We start from the raw sequence: 20,890 nt of genomic DNA, 5'->3' as shown, positions 1-20,890 counted from the left end.
AGATACGAATGAAATTACTCTTAATAGTAAAAAGGAGGGATAGCATGACAAAATTTGCGATCGCGACACATGGTCAATTTGCTAAGGGATTAGAAAGTACGTTAGAACTGTTCGTCCCAAATGAACGAATCACTTATTTATCCGCTTATGTTGAAGACGAGCCTTCAATAGATGAACAGTTATCGATGTTTTTTGAAGCATTAGATGGAGAGTCGGCCGTTGTTTTTACAGATTTATTCGGTGGTAGTGTGAATCAAAAGGTTTTATTGGAAAGTTCAGGGAAAGATGTTCAAATTATTGCGGGATTTAATTTATCGTTAGTCTTAGAGGTGATTTTAAATAAAGAGCCGTTGACAGAGGAACGTTTAGCAGAACTTGTTGCTTCTGGACGGGAAGCGATGCAGATCGTTTCACCTATCGAAACGATGGAAGCTAGTGAAGAAGAGTTTTTTGCATAACAAAAGGAGGAAAAAGAAATGATTAAGGCATTACGAGTAGATGAACGTTTGGTCCATGGGCAAATTGCTATGGTTTGGTCCAAGGAATTGAAATTAAAAGGGTTAGTGATTGCCAATGATGAAGTGGCGAATAATGAAACACAAAAAATGGCGTTGCAGATGGCGGTACCATCGACAGTTAAATCAATCATCAAAGATGTGGATGATGCCATCAAGTTATTGAAAAATCCTAAGGCAAGTGAAATGAATTTGATGGTATTAGTCAAAACAGTAGAAGATGCGCTACGAATCGCAAAAGAAATTACTACGATCGAATACGTCAATATCGGCAATGCCGGAAAAATGGTGCAGGCAGAGAAAACACAAATTACTAAATATGTCATGTTGACCGATAGCGAGATCACAGCGTTGAAAGAATTAGTCGAAGTATATCCGGAAACGGCCTTTCAGGCGGTTCCTTCTGAAGAGAAAGTTTTAGCAAGTTCGATCATCAAAGACCAAAAATTATAAAAAGGAGCGGTAAATATGTTAGATGCATTTTTAGTTGGGTTAGTGGTATTCCTTTGTGTCGGTGGACATGAATTGATTGGATTTTCGCTATTGTTTCGACCGATTGTTGTCGGACCATTTCTTGGATTACTAATGGGTGATGTGCAAACGGGGTTAAAAATTGGGGCGGCATTAGAAACGATTTTCATGGGAGTCATTAATATTGGTGGTGCTTCAGCGGCGGAACCAGGATTAGCAACTGCGTTAGCGACCGGCTTTGCCATAAAATTAGGCGGCGGAGTCGATGCAGCGATCGCATTAGCTTTGCCAATCGGAATTTTAGGACAACAAATCAAATTAGCAATTTATATTTTATTCAGTGGTTCTATGGCACCGGTTTTTGATCGATTAGCAGCAGAGGGCAAACAAAAACAATTCACTTATCTGCATTTTGGTGTTTGGGGAATTTGGTTCTTTGCATACTCATTGATTCCGTTTTTCGCGATGTTGTTTGGAGCAAATGCGGTTCAAGCGGCGTTGAACATGATTCCAGAGGTGATCATGAACGGGTTGTCCGTAGCAGGTAACTTATTACCAGCAGTCGGGATGGCGATGCTATTACGAATGCTTTGGGAAAATAAAATTGCGGTCTTCTTTTTCTTAGGGATTGTGCTGGTAGGCTATCTCAAGTTACCGTTAGTCGCGGTTGCGGTCATTGCCTTTATCGGAGCTATACTAATCGCGCAAAGAGATTATCAATTAAATAAACTTGAAAAAGCGAAAACAGCCGTTGCAGTGCAGGCCGCTGCCAATGTCGATCAAGAAGAGGAGGACTTTTTCGCATGAGTAAAATAGGGAATGATTTGACTAAAGAAGAGAAAAAATTAGTTCGCCAAATGTTTTGGCGTTCGCAGACGCTATATGTTTCAGTAAATCCGGCGAAGCAGGGAGCGAATGGTTTCTGTTACTCGATGATGCCCTTCATCAATGCTTTTTATAAAGAAGAGGATCAAAGAAAAGAAGCGTTAGTTCGTCACATGTCGTATTTTAACACAACTGTCCCAATGGTGTCCTTTATCATGGGAATCGCGGCATCGATGGAAAAGGAAAATTCGGAAAAAGCAAACTTCGATGTAGCTTCGATCAACGCGGTAAAAACTAGTTTGATGGGACCTTTGGCTGGAATTGGAGATTCGATTTTCTGGGGTGTATGGCGCGTTATCTCGGCGGGGATCGCGGTCGGTCTAGCAACAAGCGGCAATGTCTTGGCTCCGTTAGTCTTCTTGGCACTATTCAATATCCCGCAATGGTTAACGAGATATTATGGCGCATTTTTAGGTTATTCACTAGGTTCGAAATATATTGAACGGCTTTATTCGGAAGGTCTGATTGGGATTCTAACGAAAGGCGCTAGTATGGTTGGTTTAATGATGGTTGGGGCAATGACGAGTTCCATGGTCGTCTTCCAGACAAAACTTTCTTTTGCGATGCAAGGGGAAACAGTCATGAAACTGCAAGAGATGTTGGATCAGATTTTTGTCGGGATCGTACCGCTTTTATTGACACTGCTTTGCTATTACTTGTTAAAGAAAAAATTCAGCATCACTGTATTGATGTTAGGGATCATCGTTTTAGGGATCATCCTTTCCGCTTTAGGAATTGCATAGAGAGGACAGAAAATTATGATTTATTTTGATGAACAAACGGGTATTTTTCATCTCCAAGGACGAAAAACCAGTTATCTCATTCAAAGAAACCAGCAAAATCATCTTTTTCATCTATTTTGGGGAAGCCGCTTAGCCAAGCGCTTCCCTGATTATTTATTGAAAGAGATCAAACGGGCGAGTTACTTAGCTGATACCGACCATATTAAGGAATATAAATTGGAGCGGCTTCCGCAAGAATATCCGGCTTTTGGTAATAGCGATCTGCGCAAACCAGCTTTTCAATTGACTTATCAGAACGGAACGAAGATCAGCGATTTTCGCTATCACTCTCATGAAGTATATTCTGGCAAACCAAAGTTGGCAGAATTACCAAGTTTGCGAGACAGTGAAGAGTGTCAAACACTGGTCATTCACTTGATCGATGCCTATCAAAGGCTGAAAATGCGATTGTTTTACACTTTGTATGAAAAGTCAGACGCGATCACGCGCCATACGGAACTGGAAAATTTGGGGGATTCAATCGTTGAGATTGATCAATTGAATAGTGCCTGTGTAGAATTGCCGACAAGCAATTTAGAACTTTTGCATTTAGGCGGGGCTTGGGCGCGGGAAGTCGGCATTCAACGGACACCACTTAGTCAATTAAATTATCGTATCGAAAGTCTGCGAGGCGGCAGCAGTCACGAGCACAATCCATTTATCGCTTTACTTGAAAAGGGAACGAATGAAACTTCTGGCAAGGTTTACAGTATGAATCTGGTTTATAGCGGTAATTTTGAAGCGACTGTCGATGTCGATCAGCAGGAAGCGTTGCGAATGCAGATTGGTATCAATTCGGCGACCTTTGGCTGGAACTTGAAACCTCAAATGACGTTTGTCTCCCCAGAAGCGGTGTTGATTTTTAGTGATCAAGGCTTGCAAGAAATTAGCCATAAATATCATCAGTTGTATCAAAATCATTTACTTACCCCGCGATTTGCTAAAAAAGAGCGGCCGATTGTGGTAAACAGTTGGGAAGCTAGTTATTTTGATTTGAAGGAACAGGAGCTTGTTGACTTGGCCCAACGTTCGAAAGAACTAGGGGTTGAAATGTTTGTTTTGGATGACGGCTGGTTTGGTCAACGCAATGATACATCTAGTTCTTTAGGTGATTGGTTTGTGGATCGAAAGAAGTTTCCAGAAGGGCTTGACGCGTTCATCAAGAAAATTAAAACGATCGGATTAGATTTTGGACTTTGGGTCGAACCGGAAATGATTTCGGAGGATAGCGATTTGTATCGTGTCCATCCTGATTGGTGTGTAGAGGTTCCCGACCGATTGAAATCTTACTCGCGCGGACAGTGGGTACTTGATTTAGTAAATCCGGCTGTTCAGAATTATTTAATAGAAACATTGACGAAGCTTTTTCAAGAGCAGGAAATTGACTATATCAAATGGGACTGGAATCGCAGCATCACCGAGGCGGGTTCAAATGTTCTACCAGCAGCGCAGCAAAAAGAATTTTATCATCGCTATATCTTAGGATTGTATCGTGTGATTGAAGAATTAACGAGTCGCTTCCCAGAGATTCTATTTGAAAATTGCGCAGGCGGCGGCGGTCGAAATGATCCCGGAATGCTTTATTATATGCCGCAAACATGGACAAGTGATGATACTGACGCGATCGAACGCTTGAGTATCCAAGAGGGAACCAGTTTGATCTATCCACCGATCACGATGGGCTGTCATGTATCTCAAGTACCCAATCATCAAATCGGGCGTGTGACTTCCTTACAGACACGAGGCGTAGTAGCGATGCAGGGAAACTTTGGTTATGAGTTGGATCTGACAAAATTATCACAGGCTGAACAAGCCGGGGTCAAAGAGCAAACCACTTGTTTCAAAGCTATCCGTAAAACCGTTCAGCTGGGTGAAATGTATCGGTTAAGCACCCTTCAAGGTACTAACGCTAAAGCGTGGCAATTCATCGATGAGTCACAAGTTGTTGTTTCGTATGTTCAAGTGCAAGAGAAACCGAATTTGCCCTCTAAGCGTTTGAAACTAGTCGCTTTGGACGCCGATTCTTGCTATGAATTACCTAATGGTGACCATAGATTTGGGGATGAATTGATGGCATTTGGTCTAGCGATTGATACGGTAAAAGAGGATTTCTTTAGTCAACAATGGGTATTAAGAAAATTGGAGGAGTAACCAATGACAGAATGGTGGAAACAAGCAGTTTTCTATCAGATTTATCCGAAGAGTTTTAAAGACACAGATGGCGATGGGATCGGGGATTTGAACGGGATTCGTGAAAAACTTCCTTACTTAAAAGAATTGGGTGTCGATGCTTTATGGATCAGTCCGATCTATGTATCACCACAGGTGGATAACGGTTATGATGTGGCGGATTATCGGCAAATTGATCCAATGTTTGGGACGAATGAGGAAATGTATCAACTGATCGAAGAGGCTCATGCCAAAGAAATTAAAATCGTGATGGATTTTGTGGCGAATCATACGTCGGATCAATGTTTATGGTTTCAAGAAAGTCGTAAATCGTCCGATAATTTTTTCAGCGACTTCTATATTTGGAAAGAGGCTAAGTCGGATGGATCAGCGCCAAATAATTGGGGCTCGAGTTTCGGCGGTTCGGCATGGAGCTGGGATGAGTCGCGCCAGCAGTATTATTTACACTATTATGCCAAAGAACAACCCGATCTCAATTGGGAAAATCCGACTGTTCGCGAATACATTTATGACATGATGCGTTTCTGGAAAGCGAAGGGTGTAGACGGCTGGCGGATGGATGTTGTAACCTCCATTTCTAAAAACTTGGATTATCCAGACAATCCGAGGGCTTTTACTACAGAAAATCAGCAGAATGGTCCGCGAATGCACGAATTTATCCATGAGATGAATCAAGAGGTCTTGAAACCTTTTGAAATGATGAGTGTGGGTGAGTCGCCAGCGGCTAAATCAACGGATGCTCACCTGTTAGTCGATCCGAAAAGAGAAGAACTGGATATGATTTTCACATTTGAGCATATGCATGTCGATCGTAAAAAAGGCGATGTCAATGGTCGCTGGGCTTTGAAATCAATGGATCTGCCGGATTTGAAGAGGATTCTGTCTGCATGGCAGAAGGAGTTGCGAGGAAAAGGTTGGAATGCTCTGTATTTTGAAAACCATGATCGTGCTCGTGTCATCTCACGGTGGGGGAACGATGAAAGGTATCGCTATGAATGTGCTACAGCCTTTGCGACGATTCTGCACGGATTGCAAGGGACGCCTTTTATTTTTCAAGGAGAAGAAATCGGTATGACAAATGCGAGGTTTGACTTGGAGGAGTACGAGGATATCGAGTTGCGCGGCAATTTCGAATTTTATGTTGAGCAGCAAAAAACGATGTCAAAATCCGATTTTTTAGCCGCCGTTCATAAAATTTCCCGGGACAACGCTCGAACACCGATGCAGTGGGATCAAAGTAGTCATGCAGGCTTCAGTCAAACGACGCCTTGGTTCAAGGTCAATCCCAATTTTCAGGAAATCAATGTCGCCGCTGATCAAGAAAGTCAAAAATCAATTTTTCACTTTTATCAGCAGCTGATCCAATTACGTCACTCGGAGACGATTTTGATTGAAGGAACATATGACTTGCTTTATCTGGAAGATGGCGCCTTGTTTATTTATCAGAGAAAGCTTGATCAAAAAAATTGGTATGTCGTCGCTAATATGTCGGAGGAGATCCAAAAGCTGCCAAAAGAATTATTTGAACAGCAAGCGGATTTCAAAATCAAAAATAATGAAGAACGTCGTGATTTATTGATGGACTTGTTGCCATATGAGGCTTTTATTGTTGAGCTGACCAACTAAAAAACGGGAAGTGAAGGGTATCCTTTACTTCCCGTTTTACGTTATCGGCATATTATTGTTTAGTCATTGCAGCCTCATGAGCTCTGGTATATTTACCAATTTTCCGATCAATCTTATTAAGATAAGTTTGAGTTTGCGCTAATTGTTTTTCAACCTCTTGTTTGTGATCGGTAAAGAAATTGAGCCGTTTTTCAAAGGTCGGATCGCCGTCCATTGACCACTCCACGAATTGTCGAATATCGCTTAATTGCATTCCGGTATCTTTTAAACATGTAATAATTGATAGAAATTCAAAATCTTCTTCCTTGAAATGACGACGCCCATTTTTATCTCGCGCAACAAAGGGCAGCAGCCCTTTCTGATCGTAATACCTTAAAGTATAGGTACTAAGTCCTGTTCTTTTAGAAATATCTCCAATTTTATCCCCCATCATTTTCTCCCTCTAACTGTCTTTTCTTCTATTTTAACAGATGAAAAGATGGATTAACGGGAACATTTTAGAATCGCATAAACATCCGATACAGCCAACTTTTTAACGATGCCAATCGTTCCATCTGGTCGATAGTCGCATTTTTCAGCCATTTCCTGTAATTCTGCTTCCGTAGGATTTAGTCCTAATTCCTTTAAATTAGTGGGCATCTTGAGTGCATGATAAAAGTTTTCCATCGCATGGATGCCTTTTAATGCGGTTTCTTCAGCATCAGCACATGGTTCGACATCCATGACGTTGACTGCAAATTGCACGAAGCGTTCCAGCCGTTCTTTAAAAACATAGCGGGCCCAATTAGGCCATACAACTGCCAAACCAGCACCATGAGTAACATCGAACATGCCGCTTAATTCGTGTTCGATCTTATGGGTCGCAAAATCACCGCCGTCAGTACCAAAGCCAGTCAATCCATTGTGGGACAAGCTGCTTGCCCACATTACTTCTCCACGCGCTGCCAAATTTTGCGGTTCCTTGGCTAACAGCAGCGCATTTTTCTTAACCACCCGCAATAGACTTTCACTGATGGCATCGGTCAGCTCTAGATTATCGCCGTGGTTGAAATAACGTTCCATCGTGTGCATCATAATGTCCACGCATCCCGCGGCCGTTTGATAATCAGGCAAAGTCAACGTTAATACTGGGTCCATAATACTAAAGAGCGGCCGACTCAAATCGCTACCGCAGCCGCGTTTTAAATTACCAGCTTCATTCGTGATCACTGAACTGTTGCTCATTTCACTGCCTGCAGCAGCGATTGTCAAAATGGTTCCGATCGGTAAACAAGCTTGGGGCAGGGCAGAGGTACTGTAATAATCCCAAACGTCTTGTTCATTAGCAGCTCCGTAACCAATGGCTTTGGCGGAATCAATGACGCTGCCACCGCCAATCGCCAGAATAAAATCAACTTTTTCGGTCTTTGCTAAGGTGATACCTTGATAAACCAACGATAAAACTGGATTTGGAACCACACCGCCTAACTCCACAAAGTCGATTTTTTTACTTATTAGAGATTGCTTGACATGATCAATCAAACCAGAGCGAAGTGCACTTTGCCCGCCATAATGGATCAAAACTTTTTTATAGCCATAATTGGCGATGATATCCCCGATTTGTTTTTCTGTATCTGCTCCAAAGATCACCCTTGTTGGGGCATAGAATTGTGTTTGATTCATTTTTACCACTCCTTTTTTATCCAACGCCGATTGTAAAATTAAGCTAGACAACTAAAAAAGCCATTTGTGCTACACTCAAAATAGTTCTGACCAAAGAATTATAAGGAGTGAGTACAAATGACCTATACCCATCTTACAACGGATGAACTTGTAATGATAGAGTCTTATTTCAAAATAAATCAATCTGTTGCGAAAACTGCGCATTGCTTGAATCGTTCAAGACAAACGATCCATAAAGTATACCTATTCTTCAAGCAAGGAAAATCAGCCTTAGAATACTATCAACAGTATAAGAAAAACAAATCAAACTGTGGTAGACGCCCGCTTGTTTTACCCGAGGAACAATCAGAATATATTCAAAGAAAGGTTGTTCAAGGATGGACACCCGATGTGATTGTTGGTCGTGCAGCGTTTCCTATTCGTTGTTCTGCTCGTACCATTTATCGTATGTTCAAAAAGGGGCTATTTAATCCTTCTGACTTACCGATGAAAGGCAAGCGTAAACCGAATGGACATCAAGAAAGGCGTGGAAAACAAGCTTTCCGCCGCTCTATTCATGAACGTGAAAAAGATTATAGCCAATTCTCAAATGAGTTTGGTCACCTTGAAGGTGACACTATCGTAGGTCTGAAACATAAAAGTGCTGTAATTACCTTAGTTGAACGATTATCAAAAGTTATCATCACATTGAAACCGTGTGGTAGACAAGCGATTGATATTGAAAAAAAATTAAATCATTGGTTTGAATCTGTACCGAAAAATCTATTCAAATCCATCACTTTTGATTGTGGAAAGGAATTTTCAAATTGGAAACAAATCAGTAATGCCAATGATATTGCCATTTATTTCGCTGATCCAGGAACGCCGTCTCAAAGAGGCCTAAACGAGAATTCTAACGGATTGTTACGTAGAGATGGTTTATTGAAATCTATGGATTTCAATTCAGTAGATGAATCTTTTATTCAATCTGTCACATCTAAACGAAATAATATTCCTAGAAAATCACTGGATTATCGAACACCTTTGGAAGTATTTTTGAGTTACGTAAGTATTGATGATTTGTCTAACTTAATTTGACAATTAAGACAAAATAAAACTATTTATTAGTAGTTTTATAAATAAGGTACGTTCTTTTTACGGAAAATCCGACTGATTTCGAGAGGCTGCGGCTTTGCTAAGGGATAACTTTAGAAAAGTCAGACGTATAATAGCTCCTTTGATTTCACTCTAATACTTCGAGTACACTCTAAGTCAACAAGATTTATAAATTATTTTGAGGGAAATGAGCTCAACTTACTTGAGACATAGCGTTTGACAATTAAAAAATCTGCGTTATACTAAATATAGTTAGCCGGCTAATTACATTAAAGAGGAGAGTGCAATGGAGAATTTTACGTTTAAGGATCGTCCAGATAATCAGCGGATTCAACTAACGATTGACCACTATGCTGAATCATCGGATTCAACGATTGCATCATTATTTCTAGATTTCCAATGGACCTTTCGGGAAATGCAGAAGGCATATGACTCTGTTTTGGAGCAGTATGATCTTTCAGAATCCAAATTTATCATTCTGATGTTTTTGGAGCGGGCAGCGGATCATTCGCTGATGCCGTCAGAATTGGCGGATAAATTAGGTGCATCCAGAGCGACGATCACGAAGCTTGTAAATAATATGGAACGTGCTGGGATGATCCAAAAAATCCCTTCTCTCACAGATAAACGAGCAGTCCAGGTTCAATTGACCGATACTGGGAAAGATGTTTTGACTAAATTTTTGCCTAAAAACTTTGAGGCGGTAAATATTCTGCTTGAACAATTGGACGAAGAGGAGATCGAACAGTTTTTCCATTTACTGAATAAAATCAAACAAGGAACCAGCAATTTAACAAAAGAAATGGAGTAATTAAAATGAACGAAAAGAAAATCGAATTATTAGAAACCTATTTAAGCCTATATATCAACCACTTTGTTGTTTTAGAAAACATGGATCAAGCAGATTCAAAATATGTGGTGTTAGACGTTCGTAATGCACCAGCGCAAGTCAAAAAGGATCAGATCAAAGGGGCTATCGCGATGCCGGCTAAAGATCTGACGAATCATTTAGATGAATTGGATAAGGAAAAAACATATGTCGTTTACGATTGGACAGGCGGGACGACCTTGGGAAAAACTGCTTTATTGATTCTTTTGTCCAATGGGTTTGAAGCGTATGAGTTGGCTGGAGCCCTTGAAGGTTGGAAAGGTATGAATTTACCGATTGAAGAAATTTAATAAAAAGGCGCCCTTCGATCATTTATTCAGCAATGATCGAAGGGCGTTTTTCTTTATTAACTGGCTGTTTGTATCTTCTTCATTTGATCGTTTGCCAGGAAGTAATCCGCGTAGGTCCAGCCGTTTCTTGGATGGAATTTTAAAATCTCTTCAGATTTAAGCTGTTCAATCAACTGCAATTGTTTCAATAATCTTTTTTCATCCAATTGAGCATACGCGTAAGGATCAATAAATGAAACAAAATAGAAACGATTGTTTAGTCGATTCAGATAGCGCAGATCCTTCATCAGCGGCAGACTTAACAAGAGGATATCACCTGATAAATCATGGATCGCATCTGGATCGAAGGCAACAACTTCAACTTGGATCGAAATACCTTCTTTTTCAGTTAATTCTTTAAAACGCGTGACTAGCATATCAGTAATACTGTTAGTGCCGGTTTCTTTGATGATCGTCAGTTTATTTAATTTAGTCATTTTGTTCATCCTTTCTATTATATGTATTTGAAATGGCAGGGGACATTTCTTGCACGTCGGTCATTTTTCTGTACGAAATTACCATAATACCTCGAGTCTACTTTAAGTCAACCTAAAAGAATGAAAAAGCTCGTTTGGAACAAAATATTTATTGTAACTTAACCTATTCATTCATCAGAAACCGCTTAAGTTGTTCCTTGAAATCATCATAACAACTGATACAATGACTTTAAATACTTTTGAAATAAACGAAAACAGTGTTCCAGAAACACCGCTGGGAAGGACTATTTTTTTGAAATGCTGTTTCAATAGTGGACAGGGAGGGAATAACGATACTTTTACAAGAACGAATGGAGACGCATCCTTTTACGAATAGCGAGCAGCAGGTGATCGACTATTTACTTGCACAACAACGCAATATTAAAAATCAAACGACAGCTGAAATCGCCGAAGTTACTTATTCATCAAAATCGACTTTAGTCAGAATCGCAAAAAAATTGAATTATTCTGGTTGGATGGCATTAAAAGAGGCCTATCTCAATGAACTGGATTACCTAGAAAAAAGTATTTCGTGTATTGATGCGAATTATCCCTTTTCGAAACGGGATTCGCTCATGTCGATCGCTAACAAAATTGCTCAATTAGAAATCGAATCTATCGAGGATACACTTTCTCTGGTTACCCATGACGATTTACGAAAAGTTGTTGATATCATTGCCAAGTCCTCATCGATCCATATTTTTGCGACCAGCAATAATCTGCTGGTTGCTCAAGAGTTTTCTCATCAGATGAGCCGAATTCAGAAGGACGTACACATCCATTCTTTACAAGGCGAGATTTGGTTCAATGCCTATTTAGCCAAACCGGATTCATGTGCATTAATGATTACTTATTCAGGGGAAACGGGGAGTTTGAATCAGGTGGCTGAAATATTGGCGGAACAAGAGATTCCGCTAATCACCATCACCAGTTTAGGTGAAAATAGTACGGCTCGTTTGTCTAAAGCAATTCTTAGATTATGTACCCGGGAAAAACTTTATTCAAAGATTTCCACGTATTCGACCGATGCAGCAATCAACTATTTGCTGAATGTCATTTACTCTTGTGTTTTTGCGTTGGACTACGATAAAAATGTCGCATTGAAAATAGCAGCCTCACGAAGAATTGAAAATGATCGATGTTCCGATTCTGATATCTTACGAGAGTAAGGGAAAAGAGGAGTAGGATGGCAAAAATTTTGATGAAAAACTTACCCTCTGCGGGGCACGCGATTCCGATTTTAACGTTTTATTCTGTTGTATCATAATCTTATGAGGCTGGTATATTTGAAAATAGATAGAGTTATGAGTATATGAATACTATTTCTTCAGAAGTGGAGCGGAATTAGTTACAAAAACAAAGTGTACAGATTCTATTTCTGTACACTTATACTAGTTAAAAAAGGATAATTTAGAAAAATAAATATTTTATACTTTCTAGTAAAATCAAATGGATTGGATAAAAAGCATAAAAGCCCCATTTGATCCAACGTGGTGAATACCCACGGGTTCCATTATAGTTCAACAATAAGTATCCTACTGCTAGAAAACCAAATGAAGAGAATATTTCAACAATATATGCCGCCGAATTTGCACTGGTGAAAATTCCTACAATAGATATTATTTCAAAGATTAAGAAATAAGAAAACATAGTTACTTTTATACCTTTATCAGTATGGAATTTGTAAAAAGCCCATATTAAAATAATTCCTAATAAATTCCAATCGGAAAGTATCGTTAAAAACGTAAACAGAATGACAAGCATAAAATGCCCTATTGGACTTTTTACTTTTTCGTAACAAATTAACATGATAAGCCCTATGAGAAGAGTAAAGAAAATATTATTGGGAATATCTGTAATTGAAAAAGCGTATGCAGGGTTATGCATTAAGTAAAAAGGATAGATTGATACTAGCCAGAAGACAGCTAACCTCAGAGCATACTTTTTTACATTTCGTGTATAATGATATCCTTCCACCAATAGATAAGCCATGATAGGGAACGTAAATCTTCCTACAAATTCAGAAACAGCAAAAAAAGGCAACGATTGGATACTGTGACCCCACTCAAATATTATGCCCGTGTGATTAATTAACATCCCTGTAATCGCAATTATTTTTAAATGGAAACTATCTAATTTTATTTTCATGGTAAAACCTCCCTTTACAATAGTTTAAATTAATTATTTTTTTATTAATCAGACTAAAGGCTCATCTAACCCTACAACTTTGTTCCACAATTGTAGATTAAATAATGTTATCTGGTTATTAATCATAGAAGTATGAATAGTGTCTGCGAAGACATAAGTCACGGAGTACAATGTTAGTTTTCCCCGTTTTAGCAGTAAATGTAATTGAACAATAAATCAAATAAAAAATCCGATCAGCAGCGAGGGCACTCGTAGCTGATCGGATTTTTTATATATTCTGTTGCGGTTCGTACCAGATCACCATATTAACTGTGGCTACTTCATCAGAAGGATTGTGGTAGCTATGACTGGTGTCTGCTTTGAAACGAATCGCTTCGCCATTATTGGCTTGCAGTTTTTGTTCTAGAAATTGAACTTCGATCACACCTGAGAAAACGGTAATGAATTCTTGTGTACCAATTGGATGAGCTTCGGCTTGTAAAAAGGCCCCTGGATCTAGTTCGATGCGATAGATTTCAAAACCGCGCTGATCATTAAAAGGGAAGATGGGGTAATTGCGATAGTGTCCGTCATCTTCGGTTAAGACCGACAGCTTTTCTTGAGTAACCACTTCAAAATCTTCTTCCGGAGCAGTCATTAGTTCAGTAAAGGACATTTTTAAACCATTGGCAATTTTCCAAACGGTGTTAATCGTTGGATTAGCCGTACCTTTTTCGATTTGAGCCAGCATGCTTTTGCTGACACCGGTTAGATCTGCAACCTTATCTAGGCTGAGATTTTTCTTTTCGCGGTATTGCTTCAGGTTGTTTGAGAAGGTTTGATTGATTTCAGACATAAAATACTCTCCTTATCTTGACAATATATAGGACGAATTGTACTATATAAGAAACAAAACGTTCTGTATGTTGTTCGTTTTGTACATTATAGCAAATAAGTGGAAGGAAGGAAAGATGATGATTTCATTAGCATTTATGTCTTATATTTTTGTCACGGCTTTTACACCCGGTCCAAATAATTTGATGGCGTTGACCAATGCAGCAAAGTTTTGCTTACGAAGAGGAGTTACTTTTAGTGCAGGTGTTTTCTTAGGATTTCTGATCGATATGTCGTTATGTGTGCTGCTTACTACAGCATTATATACATCCATTCCAAAGATAGAACCCTTTATGAAGGGAATAGGCGCGCTCTATATGCTCTATCTGGCATTTACTGTTTTTCGCGATAAACCGAAAAAAGAAAAGACGGAAAAAAGTTTTTTGAATCCCAGCAGCATGTTTACGGGAACTATTATGCAGCTAGTCAACGTGAAAGTGAACATCTACGGAATAACCTCAATTACGGCCTTCGTTTTACCCAATGCGCAATCTAATGGTGGAATCATCTTAGGGATTTTGCTTTTGTCGGTCGTCGGTTTTTTAGGCACTTGTACCTGGGCATTATTTGGCTCACTCTTTCAAAGTATCTTCACGAAATATCATAAACAAACAAACCTGATCATGGCACTGTTACTGGTGTATTGTGCGCTGATGGTATTAAAATAAAAAAACGTTCTCGAAATCGAGAACGTTTTTTTATTGAACTTTACACTGGATCTGTTGTGCTTCTAAAATCTCTTTGAAATAATCCAGATCTTCGGTATGCAGCTGTGGGATGTCCTGCATTTGATAGTCTCGATCAAGTGAGGCATATTTTTTTTCACCAAATTGATGGAAGGGCAGTAGTTCCACTTCTGTGATCTTCATTTTGTTAAACAATTTCACGAAAGCTTCGGCATTTTCTGGGCCATCGTTATAACCCGGGATCACAGGAATTCGGACAACTAAATTTTGCTGGTGTTGGATAGCGATCGAGAGATTTTTTAAAATGGGTTTTAATGAAACGCCGGTTCTAGCTTTATGCTGAGCTTCGTCATGATGTTTGACATCGAAATAAAGCAGATCAACTTGTTCAATGAACCGTTCAAAAATTTCTGGTTTAGCGTAACCGGTAGTCTCACTCGCTGTATGGATGTTTTTTGCTTTTAATTGTCGTAATAGTTCGGTTGCGAATTCTGCTTGGTATAAGACTTCGCCGCCTGATAAGGTGACACCGCCATTCGATTCTTCATAAAAAGCTTCATCCTTCATAACTTCAGCAATGATCTCATCCATTGTTTTGTATTCGCCTACTGTCGTATGGGTATTTTTTTGCGTATCCCACATTTGCTCAGGTTTGCCATTTTGAGATTCAGGATTTGAGCACCAATAACAACGCAACGGGCAGCCTTTAAAAAATACGACCGTGCGAATCCCTGGTCCGTCATGGATACTAAATTTTTGGATATTGAAAATACAGGCTTTATCATTCATTGGAAAGTCCCTCCAGTTCACCCTGAGTTTAGCACAATAATTTGTTAACGTAAATATAAATAGTTACGTTCGTAATCAAAAGTGACTGATATGTTGTTCGAATGGTAAAAATATGATAACCTGATACAAATGACTGAATGTGGATGGAGAAGAGTTTATGTCTAGAGAAGAAGAGATTCTTGCGATTGTCAGTGAGAAGAAAAAAATAGAAGTCAACGAACTTTCAGCGTTACTGAATGTTTCGAAAGTAACGATCAGAAAAGATTTAGATAAATTGGAAGCACGAGGATTATTGCATCGTCAGCATGGTTACGCACTGTTGAACAATCTGGATGATATCAACTATCGTTTGGCGCAAAACTACGATCAAAAGCGTAAAATTGCCTTAGAAGCCAGTAAAATTGTTAATGACGGAGAAGTGATCATGATCGAATCCGGGTCAACATGTGCGTTATTGGCCGAGGAATTAGCCTTCAACCGAAATGATATTACGATTATCACTAATTCTTGTTTCATCGCTTCTTACGTTCGCAAGGCTGAATCGGTCAAAGTGATTTTGCTAGGCGGGGAATATCAAAAGGAATCGCAAGTGAATGTGGGGCCGTTGGTAAAACAGGTCATCAATGAATTTTATGTCGATAAATTATTTGTCGGGATTGACGGTTTTGATGTGCGTCGCGGATTTACTGGAAGTGATATCACTCGTTGCGATACGACAAGGACGTTAGCAACAGCTGCGAATCAGACGATTGTATTGACCGATTCCAGCAAGTTTTCGCAAAATGGATTGGTGTCAGAGTTTGGTTTTAGCGAGATCAGCAAAGTGTTTACAGACAAACATATTAATCGAGAAGCATTGGCCTTTTTGGAAAAAGAAAAGATTTCTGTTTTTACCGCATAAATTTTAGTGAAACGTTTGGATCAGTCAGAAAAAACTGGCTGATTTTTTGTTTAGCGGAATGCTATACTGAAAGAATAATGCGAGGAGGCGGATAGTTATGAAGATTCGTCATGTGCAGGAATCGGATCGTGCTTTTTGGTTCACATTAGATCGTCACTTGCCCGAAGACCAGTTTGATCAGAAGGTTCGGGATAAGCAGGGGTATGTCTTATTGGTTGATGGCGCTGACGTTGGATTGTTGAGATACAATCTTTTTTGGGATGAACATCCATTTTGTACGATGCTGTATGTGGCTGATGCGTATCAAGGCAAAGGATATGGAAAGGCTCTAATGGTCTTTTGGGAAGAAGAGATGCGGCGGCTAGGATACAAAATGCTGATGACTTCAACGCAGGTCTACGAACAGGCGCAGCACTTTTATCGCAAGCTGGGTTATCAGGATGCCGGAGGCTTGTTGATTTCGATACACGAGATTCAACAGCCGATGGAGTTGTTTTTGATCAAGCAGATTGAATAAGGAGGAAAACGATGAACTATCGAGGGACACTGATCGCAGTTAAGGACATTGGAAAAGCGCAACAGTTTTATCACGAGGTTTTGGAACTGGAGGTCGTTATGGATGCTGGTGAACATGTTCAACTAACAGAAGGAATGTTTTTACAAACTGTAGAGTCTTGGGGAGGATTTATTAATCGGACGTCGAAGGATATCGTGCTGGAAAATAATGCGATTGAACTTTATTTTGAAACTGAAGATATGGATGCTTTTATTGAGAAGCTGGCCGCGCGGAAGGAGATTGACTTTCTTCATCCAGTAATGGAGCATAGCTGGGGACAACGGGCTGTCCGTTTTTATGATGTAGACAAGCATATTATCGAGGTAGCCGAAAGCCTTACATCAGTGATCAAACGCTTTATCGATTCAGGTCTGACGATTGAAGAAACGGCCGAACGAATGGGCGGAGATGTTGGTTATATAAAAGCTGCGCTGGAACAAGCAAACGATTAATCAGCCTAAGATATTGCACGAATGTGCAATATCTTTTTTTTACGCCTAAATCCTGACAAACCCTATTGACTGTGTTTCTGTTCACATGATACTATGATTACGAAAGAAGATATATTTAGTTTCGAATGAAAAAACGGAGGGTGTAATCATGAGTATTCAAATGAAAGAACAAAACGCGCCGTATTTTGGAAAATTAACCAATCGAATGAATCATTTTCGAGAATCAGTATTAACGAAAAAACCTTATATTGATGCTGAACGGGCATTATTAGCAACCGAAGTCTACAAAAAACATCAAGATCAACCAAGTACTGTGAAACGGGCCTTGATGCTGCAAAACATTTTGGAGAAAATGTCGATCTACATTGAAGAGGATACTTTGATTGTCGGAAATCAAGCGTCATCGAATCGCGATGCGCCGATTTTCCCAGAATATACAATGGAATTTGTGTTGAATGAATTGGATTTATTTGAAAAACGTGATGGCGATGTCTTCTATATTACGGAAAAGACCAAAGAGGACTTGCGCTCAATCGCGCCATTTTGGGAGAATAATAATCTGCGTGCGAAGGGCTGGGCATTACTGCCGGATGAAGTCAGTGTCTTCATGGAAACAGGCTTTTTCGGAATGGAAGGCAAGCTGAATTCCGGTGATGCTCATCTGGCCGTTGATTATGGGCAAATGCTGCGCGTTGGTCTGAAGGGATATCAAGAACGCACACTGAAAGAAAAAGCAGCGCTTGATTTGACGATACCGGAAAGTTTAGACAAATATCAATTTTACAAAGCTGTTTTGATCATGATCGATGCGGTGAAAACGTTCGCGGAGCGCTTTTCAGCATTGGCTAAAGAGCAAGCAGCAACAGCCAATCCGCGACGCAAAGCGGAATTGTTAGAGATCAGCCGAATCTGCGGCAAGGTTCCTTATGAACCAGCAGAAACCTTCCAAGAAGCGATCCAAGCAACTTGGTTTATCCAATTACTCTTGCAAATCGAATCGAATGGTCACTCATTATCCTATGGCCGTTTCGATCAATATATGTATCCTTATTTGAAGGCAGATCTGGAAAAAGGCGATATCACAGAAGACAAAGCGGTCGAATTATTAACCAACCTTTGGATCAAAACGCTGACGGTCAATAAAGTCCGTAGTCAATCTCACACGCTCAGCAGTGCTGGCAGCCCGCTTTATCAAAACGTCACAATCGGCGGTCAAACTAGAGATAAAAAAGACGCGGTCAACGAATTATCCTATTTAGTGTTGCGCAGTGTTGCTCAAACGAAGTTGCCGCAGCCGAATTTGACGGTTCGTTATCACGCTGGGTTGGACAATCGTTTTATGAATGAATGTATCGAAGTTATGAAGCTGGGATTTGGGATGCCAGCATTTAACAATGATGAGATCATTATCCCTTCATTCATGAAGGTTGGGGTGACGGAAGAGGACGCGTATGATTATAGTGCGATCGGTTGTGTTGAAACAGCAGTGCCGGGTAAATGGGGCTATCGCTGTACAGGCATGAGCTATATGAATTTTCCGAAAATCTTGATGATCGCTATGAATGATGGGATCGATCCGGTTTCCGGCAAACGCTTTGTCGAAGGCTACGGTCACTTCAAAGACATGAAATCATATGCCGATTTACAAGAGGCTTGGGATAAAACGGTACGAGAATTGACCCGTATGAGTGTGATCGTTGAAAATGCGATTGATCTTGGCTTGGAACGTGAAGTACCGGACATTTTATGCTCGGCATTGACTGAAGACTGCATCGGCCGCGGTAAAACCTTAAAAGAGGGCGGCGCTGTTTACGATTTCATTTCGGGTCTGCAAGTCGGTATCGCCAACATGGCGGATTCGTTAGCAGCCATCAAACAGTTAGTGTTCGATGAAGAAAAGGTAACCACAGAGGAATTGTGGGAAGCGTTGATGACGGATTATGCAAGTGAACGCAGTCAAGCGATTCAGCAAATGATTTTAAATGATGTACCGAAATATGGGAACGATGATGATTCGGTCGATCAGTTGATCACAGAAGCTTACGATAGTTATATCGATGAAATCGCGAAATATCCGAATACTCGATATGGGCGCGGACCGATCGGCGGTATTCGCTATTCAGGAACGTCATCAATCTCTGCGAATGTTGGACAAGGACGGGCGACAATGGCGACACCAGATGGACGAAACGCGTGGGTGCCGTTAGCAGAAGGCTGCTCACCATCTCATAACATGGATAAAAATGGTCCGACCGCCGTATTGAAGTCTGTTTCGAAATTAAGCACCGAAGATATTCTTGGCGGTGTACTGTTGAATCAAAAAGTCAATCCGCAAACCTTGGCTAAGGAAGAAGATAAGCAAAAGCTGATCATGCTTTTGCGGGCCTTCTTTAACAAATTGCACGGCTACCATATCCAATACAATGTTGTTTCGCGAGAAACGTTGATCGATGCGCAACAGCATCCTGAAAAACACCGGGATTTGATTGTTCGTGTGGCTGGTTATTCCGCTTTCTTCAATGTTCTATCAAAAGCAACCCAAGACGATATCATTGAACGGACAGAACATGTGATTTAACACAGAAAGACTTGATGAATGCACAATTCATCAAGTCTTTTTGATTTCATGATACAAATAATTCAGCCATTCAGAATCCTTCCGTCGATTATCAAAAGCGACGTAGCCGTTGTATTGATAAATATAATCGATTTTCCAGCCGCCAGTTTTGCTTCTTTTTTCTGCCAACAATTGGACTAAATCCTTTGCTCGCGGATCATTGATGCGTTGGCTTTTTTGCAGGATATAAACGAGATCGGTCATGGATAAATGATAACTTTGCGGAAACATACTATCAGTAATATGGGGACTGATGGGTTGACCATTCGTTAGCCGGCAGAACATTTTGTGTTGAAGCATGTACTCAACACCGTGAATTATCATAGCATTGACTTTCTCATCAGCCGGATCAACTTTTTCTAGATACGTTAATAAAGCACGAACAGTCTTGCCGATTCCGATATAGCAGGGCGTATTTTTCATACAGCCGCCAAACTTGCAGATGCCTTTGTGGGGCCAAGCGGTCTTTTGTTCGCGGTCGAATACTTGGTATTGCTTGATCCAATTGAGAGCATTTTGGGCTTCCGTCGATTTTCCCAAACCGAGTCGGCAATAGGCTTCAAATAGCAGCGCATTGTAGCAGGGAACAATCTCTTCTAATTTTCCCGTAAAGGCAAAGCCTTCGGATGTCGCTAAGTGCTGGTTCACAAAACCGATCAATTCTTGGGTCAGCGGCAATTCCTCAGCATACGGAATCTCAGCCAAGCCGATCAAGGCAAATATTTTTCCGAGCGGTTTCAAGTTGGTCAGCTTGTCGTATTTTTTAATGATCTCTGACTGTTCGAGATAGTGCAGCGGGGCATCAATTATTTCCCCTTGGGATATTTTCAGTCGTAACATTAGCGCATGGTCCATTCTGTCAGCTCCTTTCATTTTCAAACAGTACATAGAGTATTTAGTTTTATTATCCCAAAGTTTTATAAAAAAGAAAGCTGATTTGAGCTATTT

At 40.2% G+C, this 20,890-nt stretch carries 22 protein-coding genes; 15 read left to right on the top strand and 7 right to left on the bottom strand.

Annotated features, from left to right (window positions below):
- Positions 1-44: 44 nt before the first annotated feature.
- From I585_RS13290 to I585_RS13265, 6 genes are read left to right on the top strand one after another with little or no spacing between them, the layout of a single operon-like run.
- Positions 45-458, top strand: coding sequence for a PTS sugar transporter subunit IIA (locus I585_RS13290; RefSeq protein ID WP_010742307.1), 414 nt, complete (start codon positions 45-47; stop codon positions 456-458).
- An 18-nt stretch (positions 459-476) separates the two neighbouring features.
- Positions 477-968, top strand: a complete 492-nt coding sequence (locus tag I585_RS13285) for a PTS sugar transporter subunit IIB (RefSeq protein ID WP_010742306.1) — start codon at positions 477-479, stop codon at positions 966-968.
- A gap of 15 nt (positions 969-983) precedes the next feature.
- Positions 984-1,793 (top strand): PTS mannose/fructose/sorbose/N-acetylgalactosamine transporter subunit IIC, encoded by an 810-nt coding sequence (locus tag I585_RS13280; RefSeq protein ID WP_010742305.1) that lies wholly within the window; start codon positions 984-986, stop codon positions 1,791-1,793.
- Positions 1,790-2,614 carry a PTS system mannose/fructose/sorbose family transporter subunit IID gene (locus I585_RS13275; RefSeq protein ID WP_010742304.1) on the top strand — a complete coding sequence of 275 codons (825 nt, stop codon included), beginning with the start codon at positions 1,790-1,792 and terminating at the stop codon, positions 2,612-2,614. The genes I585_RS13280 and I585_RS13275 overlap by 4 nt, the downstream gene beginning before the upstream one ends.
- A 15-nt stretch (positions 2,615-2,629) precedes the next feature.
- Entirely contained in the window at positions 2,630-4,804 is a 2,175-nt protein-coding gene (locus tag I585_RS13270; RefSeq protein WP_010742303.1) for an alpha-galactosidase, read from the top strand.
- 3 nt (positions 4,805-4,807) lie between these two features.
- On the top strand, positions 4,808-6,469 hold the full coding sequence (locus tag I585_RS13265; protein WP_010742302.1) for an alpha-glucosidase: 1,662 nt from the start codon (positions 4,808-4,810) through the stop codon (positions 6,467-6,469).
- A 52-nt stretch (positions 6,470-6,521) separates the two neighbouring features.
- On the opposite strand, the gene I585_RS13260 is transcribed toward I585_RS13265, so the two are convergent.
- Entirely contained in the window at positions 6,522-6,902 is a 381-nt protein-coding gene (locus tag I585_RS13260) for a MerR family transcriptional regulator (RefSeq protein WP_010742301.1), read from the bottom strand.
- 50 nt (positions 6,903-6,952) lie between these two features.
- Positions 6,953-8,131, bottom strand: a complete 1,179-nt coding sequence (locus tag I585_RS13255) for an iron-containing alcohol dehydrogenase (RefSeq protein ID WP_010742300.1) — start codon at positions 8,129-8,131, stop codon at positions 6,953-6,955.
- A gap of 117 nt (positions 8,132-8,248) precedes the next feature.
- On the opposite strand from I585_RS13255, the gene I585_RS13250 reads away from it, so the two are divergent.
- From I585_RS13250 to I585_RS13240, 3 genes are all read left to right on the top strand, one after another.
- Positions 8,249-9,208: an IS30 family transposase gene (locus I585_RS13250; RefSeq protein ID WP_002330482.1), complete on the top strand. Its 960-nt coding sequence runs from the start codon at positions 8,249-8,251 to the stop codon at positions 9,206-9,208.
- Positions 9,209-9,512: 304 nt separating this feature from the next.
- Entirely contained in the window at positions 9,513-10,037 is a 525-nt protein-coding gene (locus I585_RS13245) for a MarR family winged helix-turn-helix transcriptional regulator (protein ID WP_010742299.1), read from the top strand.
- Between the two features lie 5 nt (positions 10,038-10,042).
- Positions 10,043-10,405: a rhodanese-like domain-containing protein gene (locus I585_RS13240; RefSeq protein ID WP_010742298.1), complete on the top strand. Its 363-nt coding sequence runs from the start codon at positions 10,043-10,045 to the stop codon at positions 10,403-10,405.
- A gap of 56 nt (positions 10,406-10,461) precedes the next feature.
- On the opposite strand, the gene I585_RS13235 is transcribed toward I585_RS13240, so the two are convergent.
- A complete protein-coding gene (locus I585_RS13235) occupies positions 10,462-10,881 on the bottom strand; it encodes a hypothetical protein (protein ID WP_010742297.1) in 420 nt (139 codons plus the stop codon).
- Positions 10,882-11,213: 332 nt separating this feature from the next.
- Here I585_RS13235 and I585_RS13230 point away from each other — a divergent pair, with 332 nt between their 5' ends.
- On the top strand, positions 11,214-12,089 hold the full coding sequence (locus I585_RS13230) for a MurR/RpiR family transcriptional regulator (protein ID WP_034709168.1): 876 nt from the start codon (positions 11,214-11,216) through the stop codon (positions 12,087-12,089).
- A gap of 241 nt (positions 12,090-12,330) precedes the next feature.
- Here the strand turns inward: I585_RS13230 and I585_RS13225 are convergent, their stop codons facing one another.
- Together I585_RS13225 and I585_RS13220 are read right to left on the bottom strand one after the other, a co-directional pair.
- A complete protein-coding gene (locus tag I585_RS13225; RefSeq protein ID WP_010742295.1) occupies positions 12,331-13,068 on the bottom strand; it encodes a TraX family protein in 738 nt (245 codons plus the stop codon).
- Positions 13,069-13,336: 268 nt separating this feature from the next.
- Positions 13,337-13,903, bottom strand: a complete 567-nt coding sequence (locus I585_RS13220; RefSeq protein WP_010742294.1) for a helix-turn-helix domain-containing protein — start codon at positions 13,901-13,903, stop codon at positions 13,337-13,339.
- A gap of 115 nt (positions 13,904-14,018) precedes the next feature.
- Between I585_RS13220 and I585_RS13215 the strand changes: the two genes are divergently transcribed.
- Positions 14,019-14,609, top strand: coding sequence for a LysE family transporter (locus I585_RS13215; RefSeq protein ID WP_010742293.1), 591 nt, complete (start codon positions 14,019-14,021; stop codon positions 14,607-14,609).
- A gap of 30 nt (positions 14,610-14,639) precedes the next feature.
- Here the strand turns inward: I585_RS13215 and I585_RS13210 are convergent, their stop codons facing one another.
- Positions 14,640-15,416 (bottom strand): glycyl-radical enzyme activating protein, encoded by a 777-nt coding sequence (locus I585_RS13210; protein ID WP_010742292.1) that lies wholly within the window; start codon positions 15,414-15,416, stop codon positions 14,640-14,642.
- Between the two features lie 157 nt (positions 15,417-15,573).
- Between I585_RS13210 and I585_RS13205 the strand changes: the two genes are divergently transcribed.
- The 4 genes from I585_RS13205 (at position 15,574) to I585_RS13190 (ending at position 19,903) form a co-directional block, all read left to right on the top strand.
- The gene (locus I585_RS13205; RefSeq protein WP_010742291.1) at positions 15,574-16,317 is read left to right on the top strand and encodes a DeoR/GlpR family DNA-binding transcription regulator; all 744 of its coding nucleotides are present in this window, start codon (positions 15,574-15,576) and stop codon (positions 16,315-16,317) included.
- A gap of 97 nt (positions 16,318-16,414) precedes the next feature.
- Positions 16,415-16,834, top strand: a complete 420-nt coding sequence (locus I585_RS13200; protein ID WP_010742290.1) for a GNAT family N-acetyltransferase — start codon at positions 16,415-16,417, stop codon at positions 16,832-16,834.
- A gap of 11 nt (positions 16,835-16,845) precedes the next feature.
- Complete coding sequence (locus tag I585_RS13195; RefSeq protein WP_010742289.1) at positions 16,846-17,325, top strand: VOC family protein; 480 nt, start codon at positions 16,846-16,848, stop codon at positions 17,323-17,325.
- A gap of 160 nt (positions 17,326-17,485) precedes the next feature.
- A complete protein-coding gene (locus tag I585_RS13190; RefSeq protein WP_034709167.1) occupies positions 17,486-19,903 on the top strand; it encodes a glycyl radical protein in 2,418 nt (805 codons plus the stop codon).
- Positions 19,904-19,933: 30 nt separating this feature from the next.
- On the opposite strand, the gene I585_RS13185 is transcribed toward I585_RS13190, so the two are convergent.
- A complete protein-coding gene (locus I585_RS13185; protein WP_010742287.1) occupies positions 19,934-20,797 on the bottom strand; it encodes a hypothetical protein in 864 nt (287 codons plus the stop codon).
- Positions 20,798-20,890 lie beyond the last annotated feature (93 nt).

It is taken from the genome of Enterococcus malodoratus ATCC 43197 (assembly GCF_000407185.1).
In the GTDB taxonomy this organism is placed as follows: Bacteria; Bacillota; Bacilli; order Lactobacillales; family Enterococcaceae; genus Enterococcus_A; species Enterococcus_A malodoratus.
This window is presented reverse-complemented; position numbering and strand designations above follow the sequence as displayed.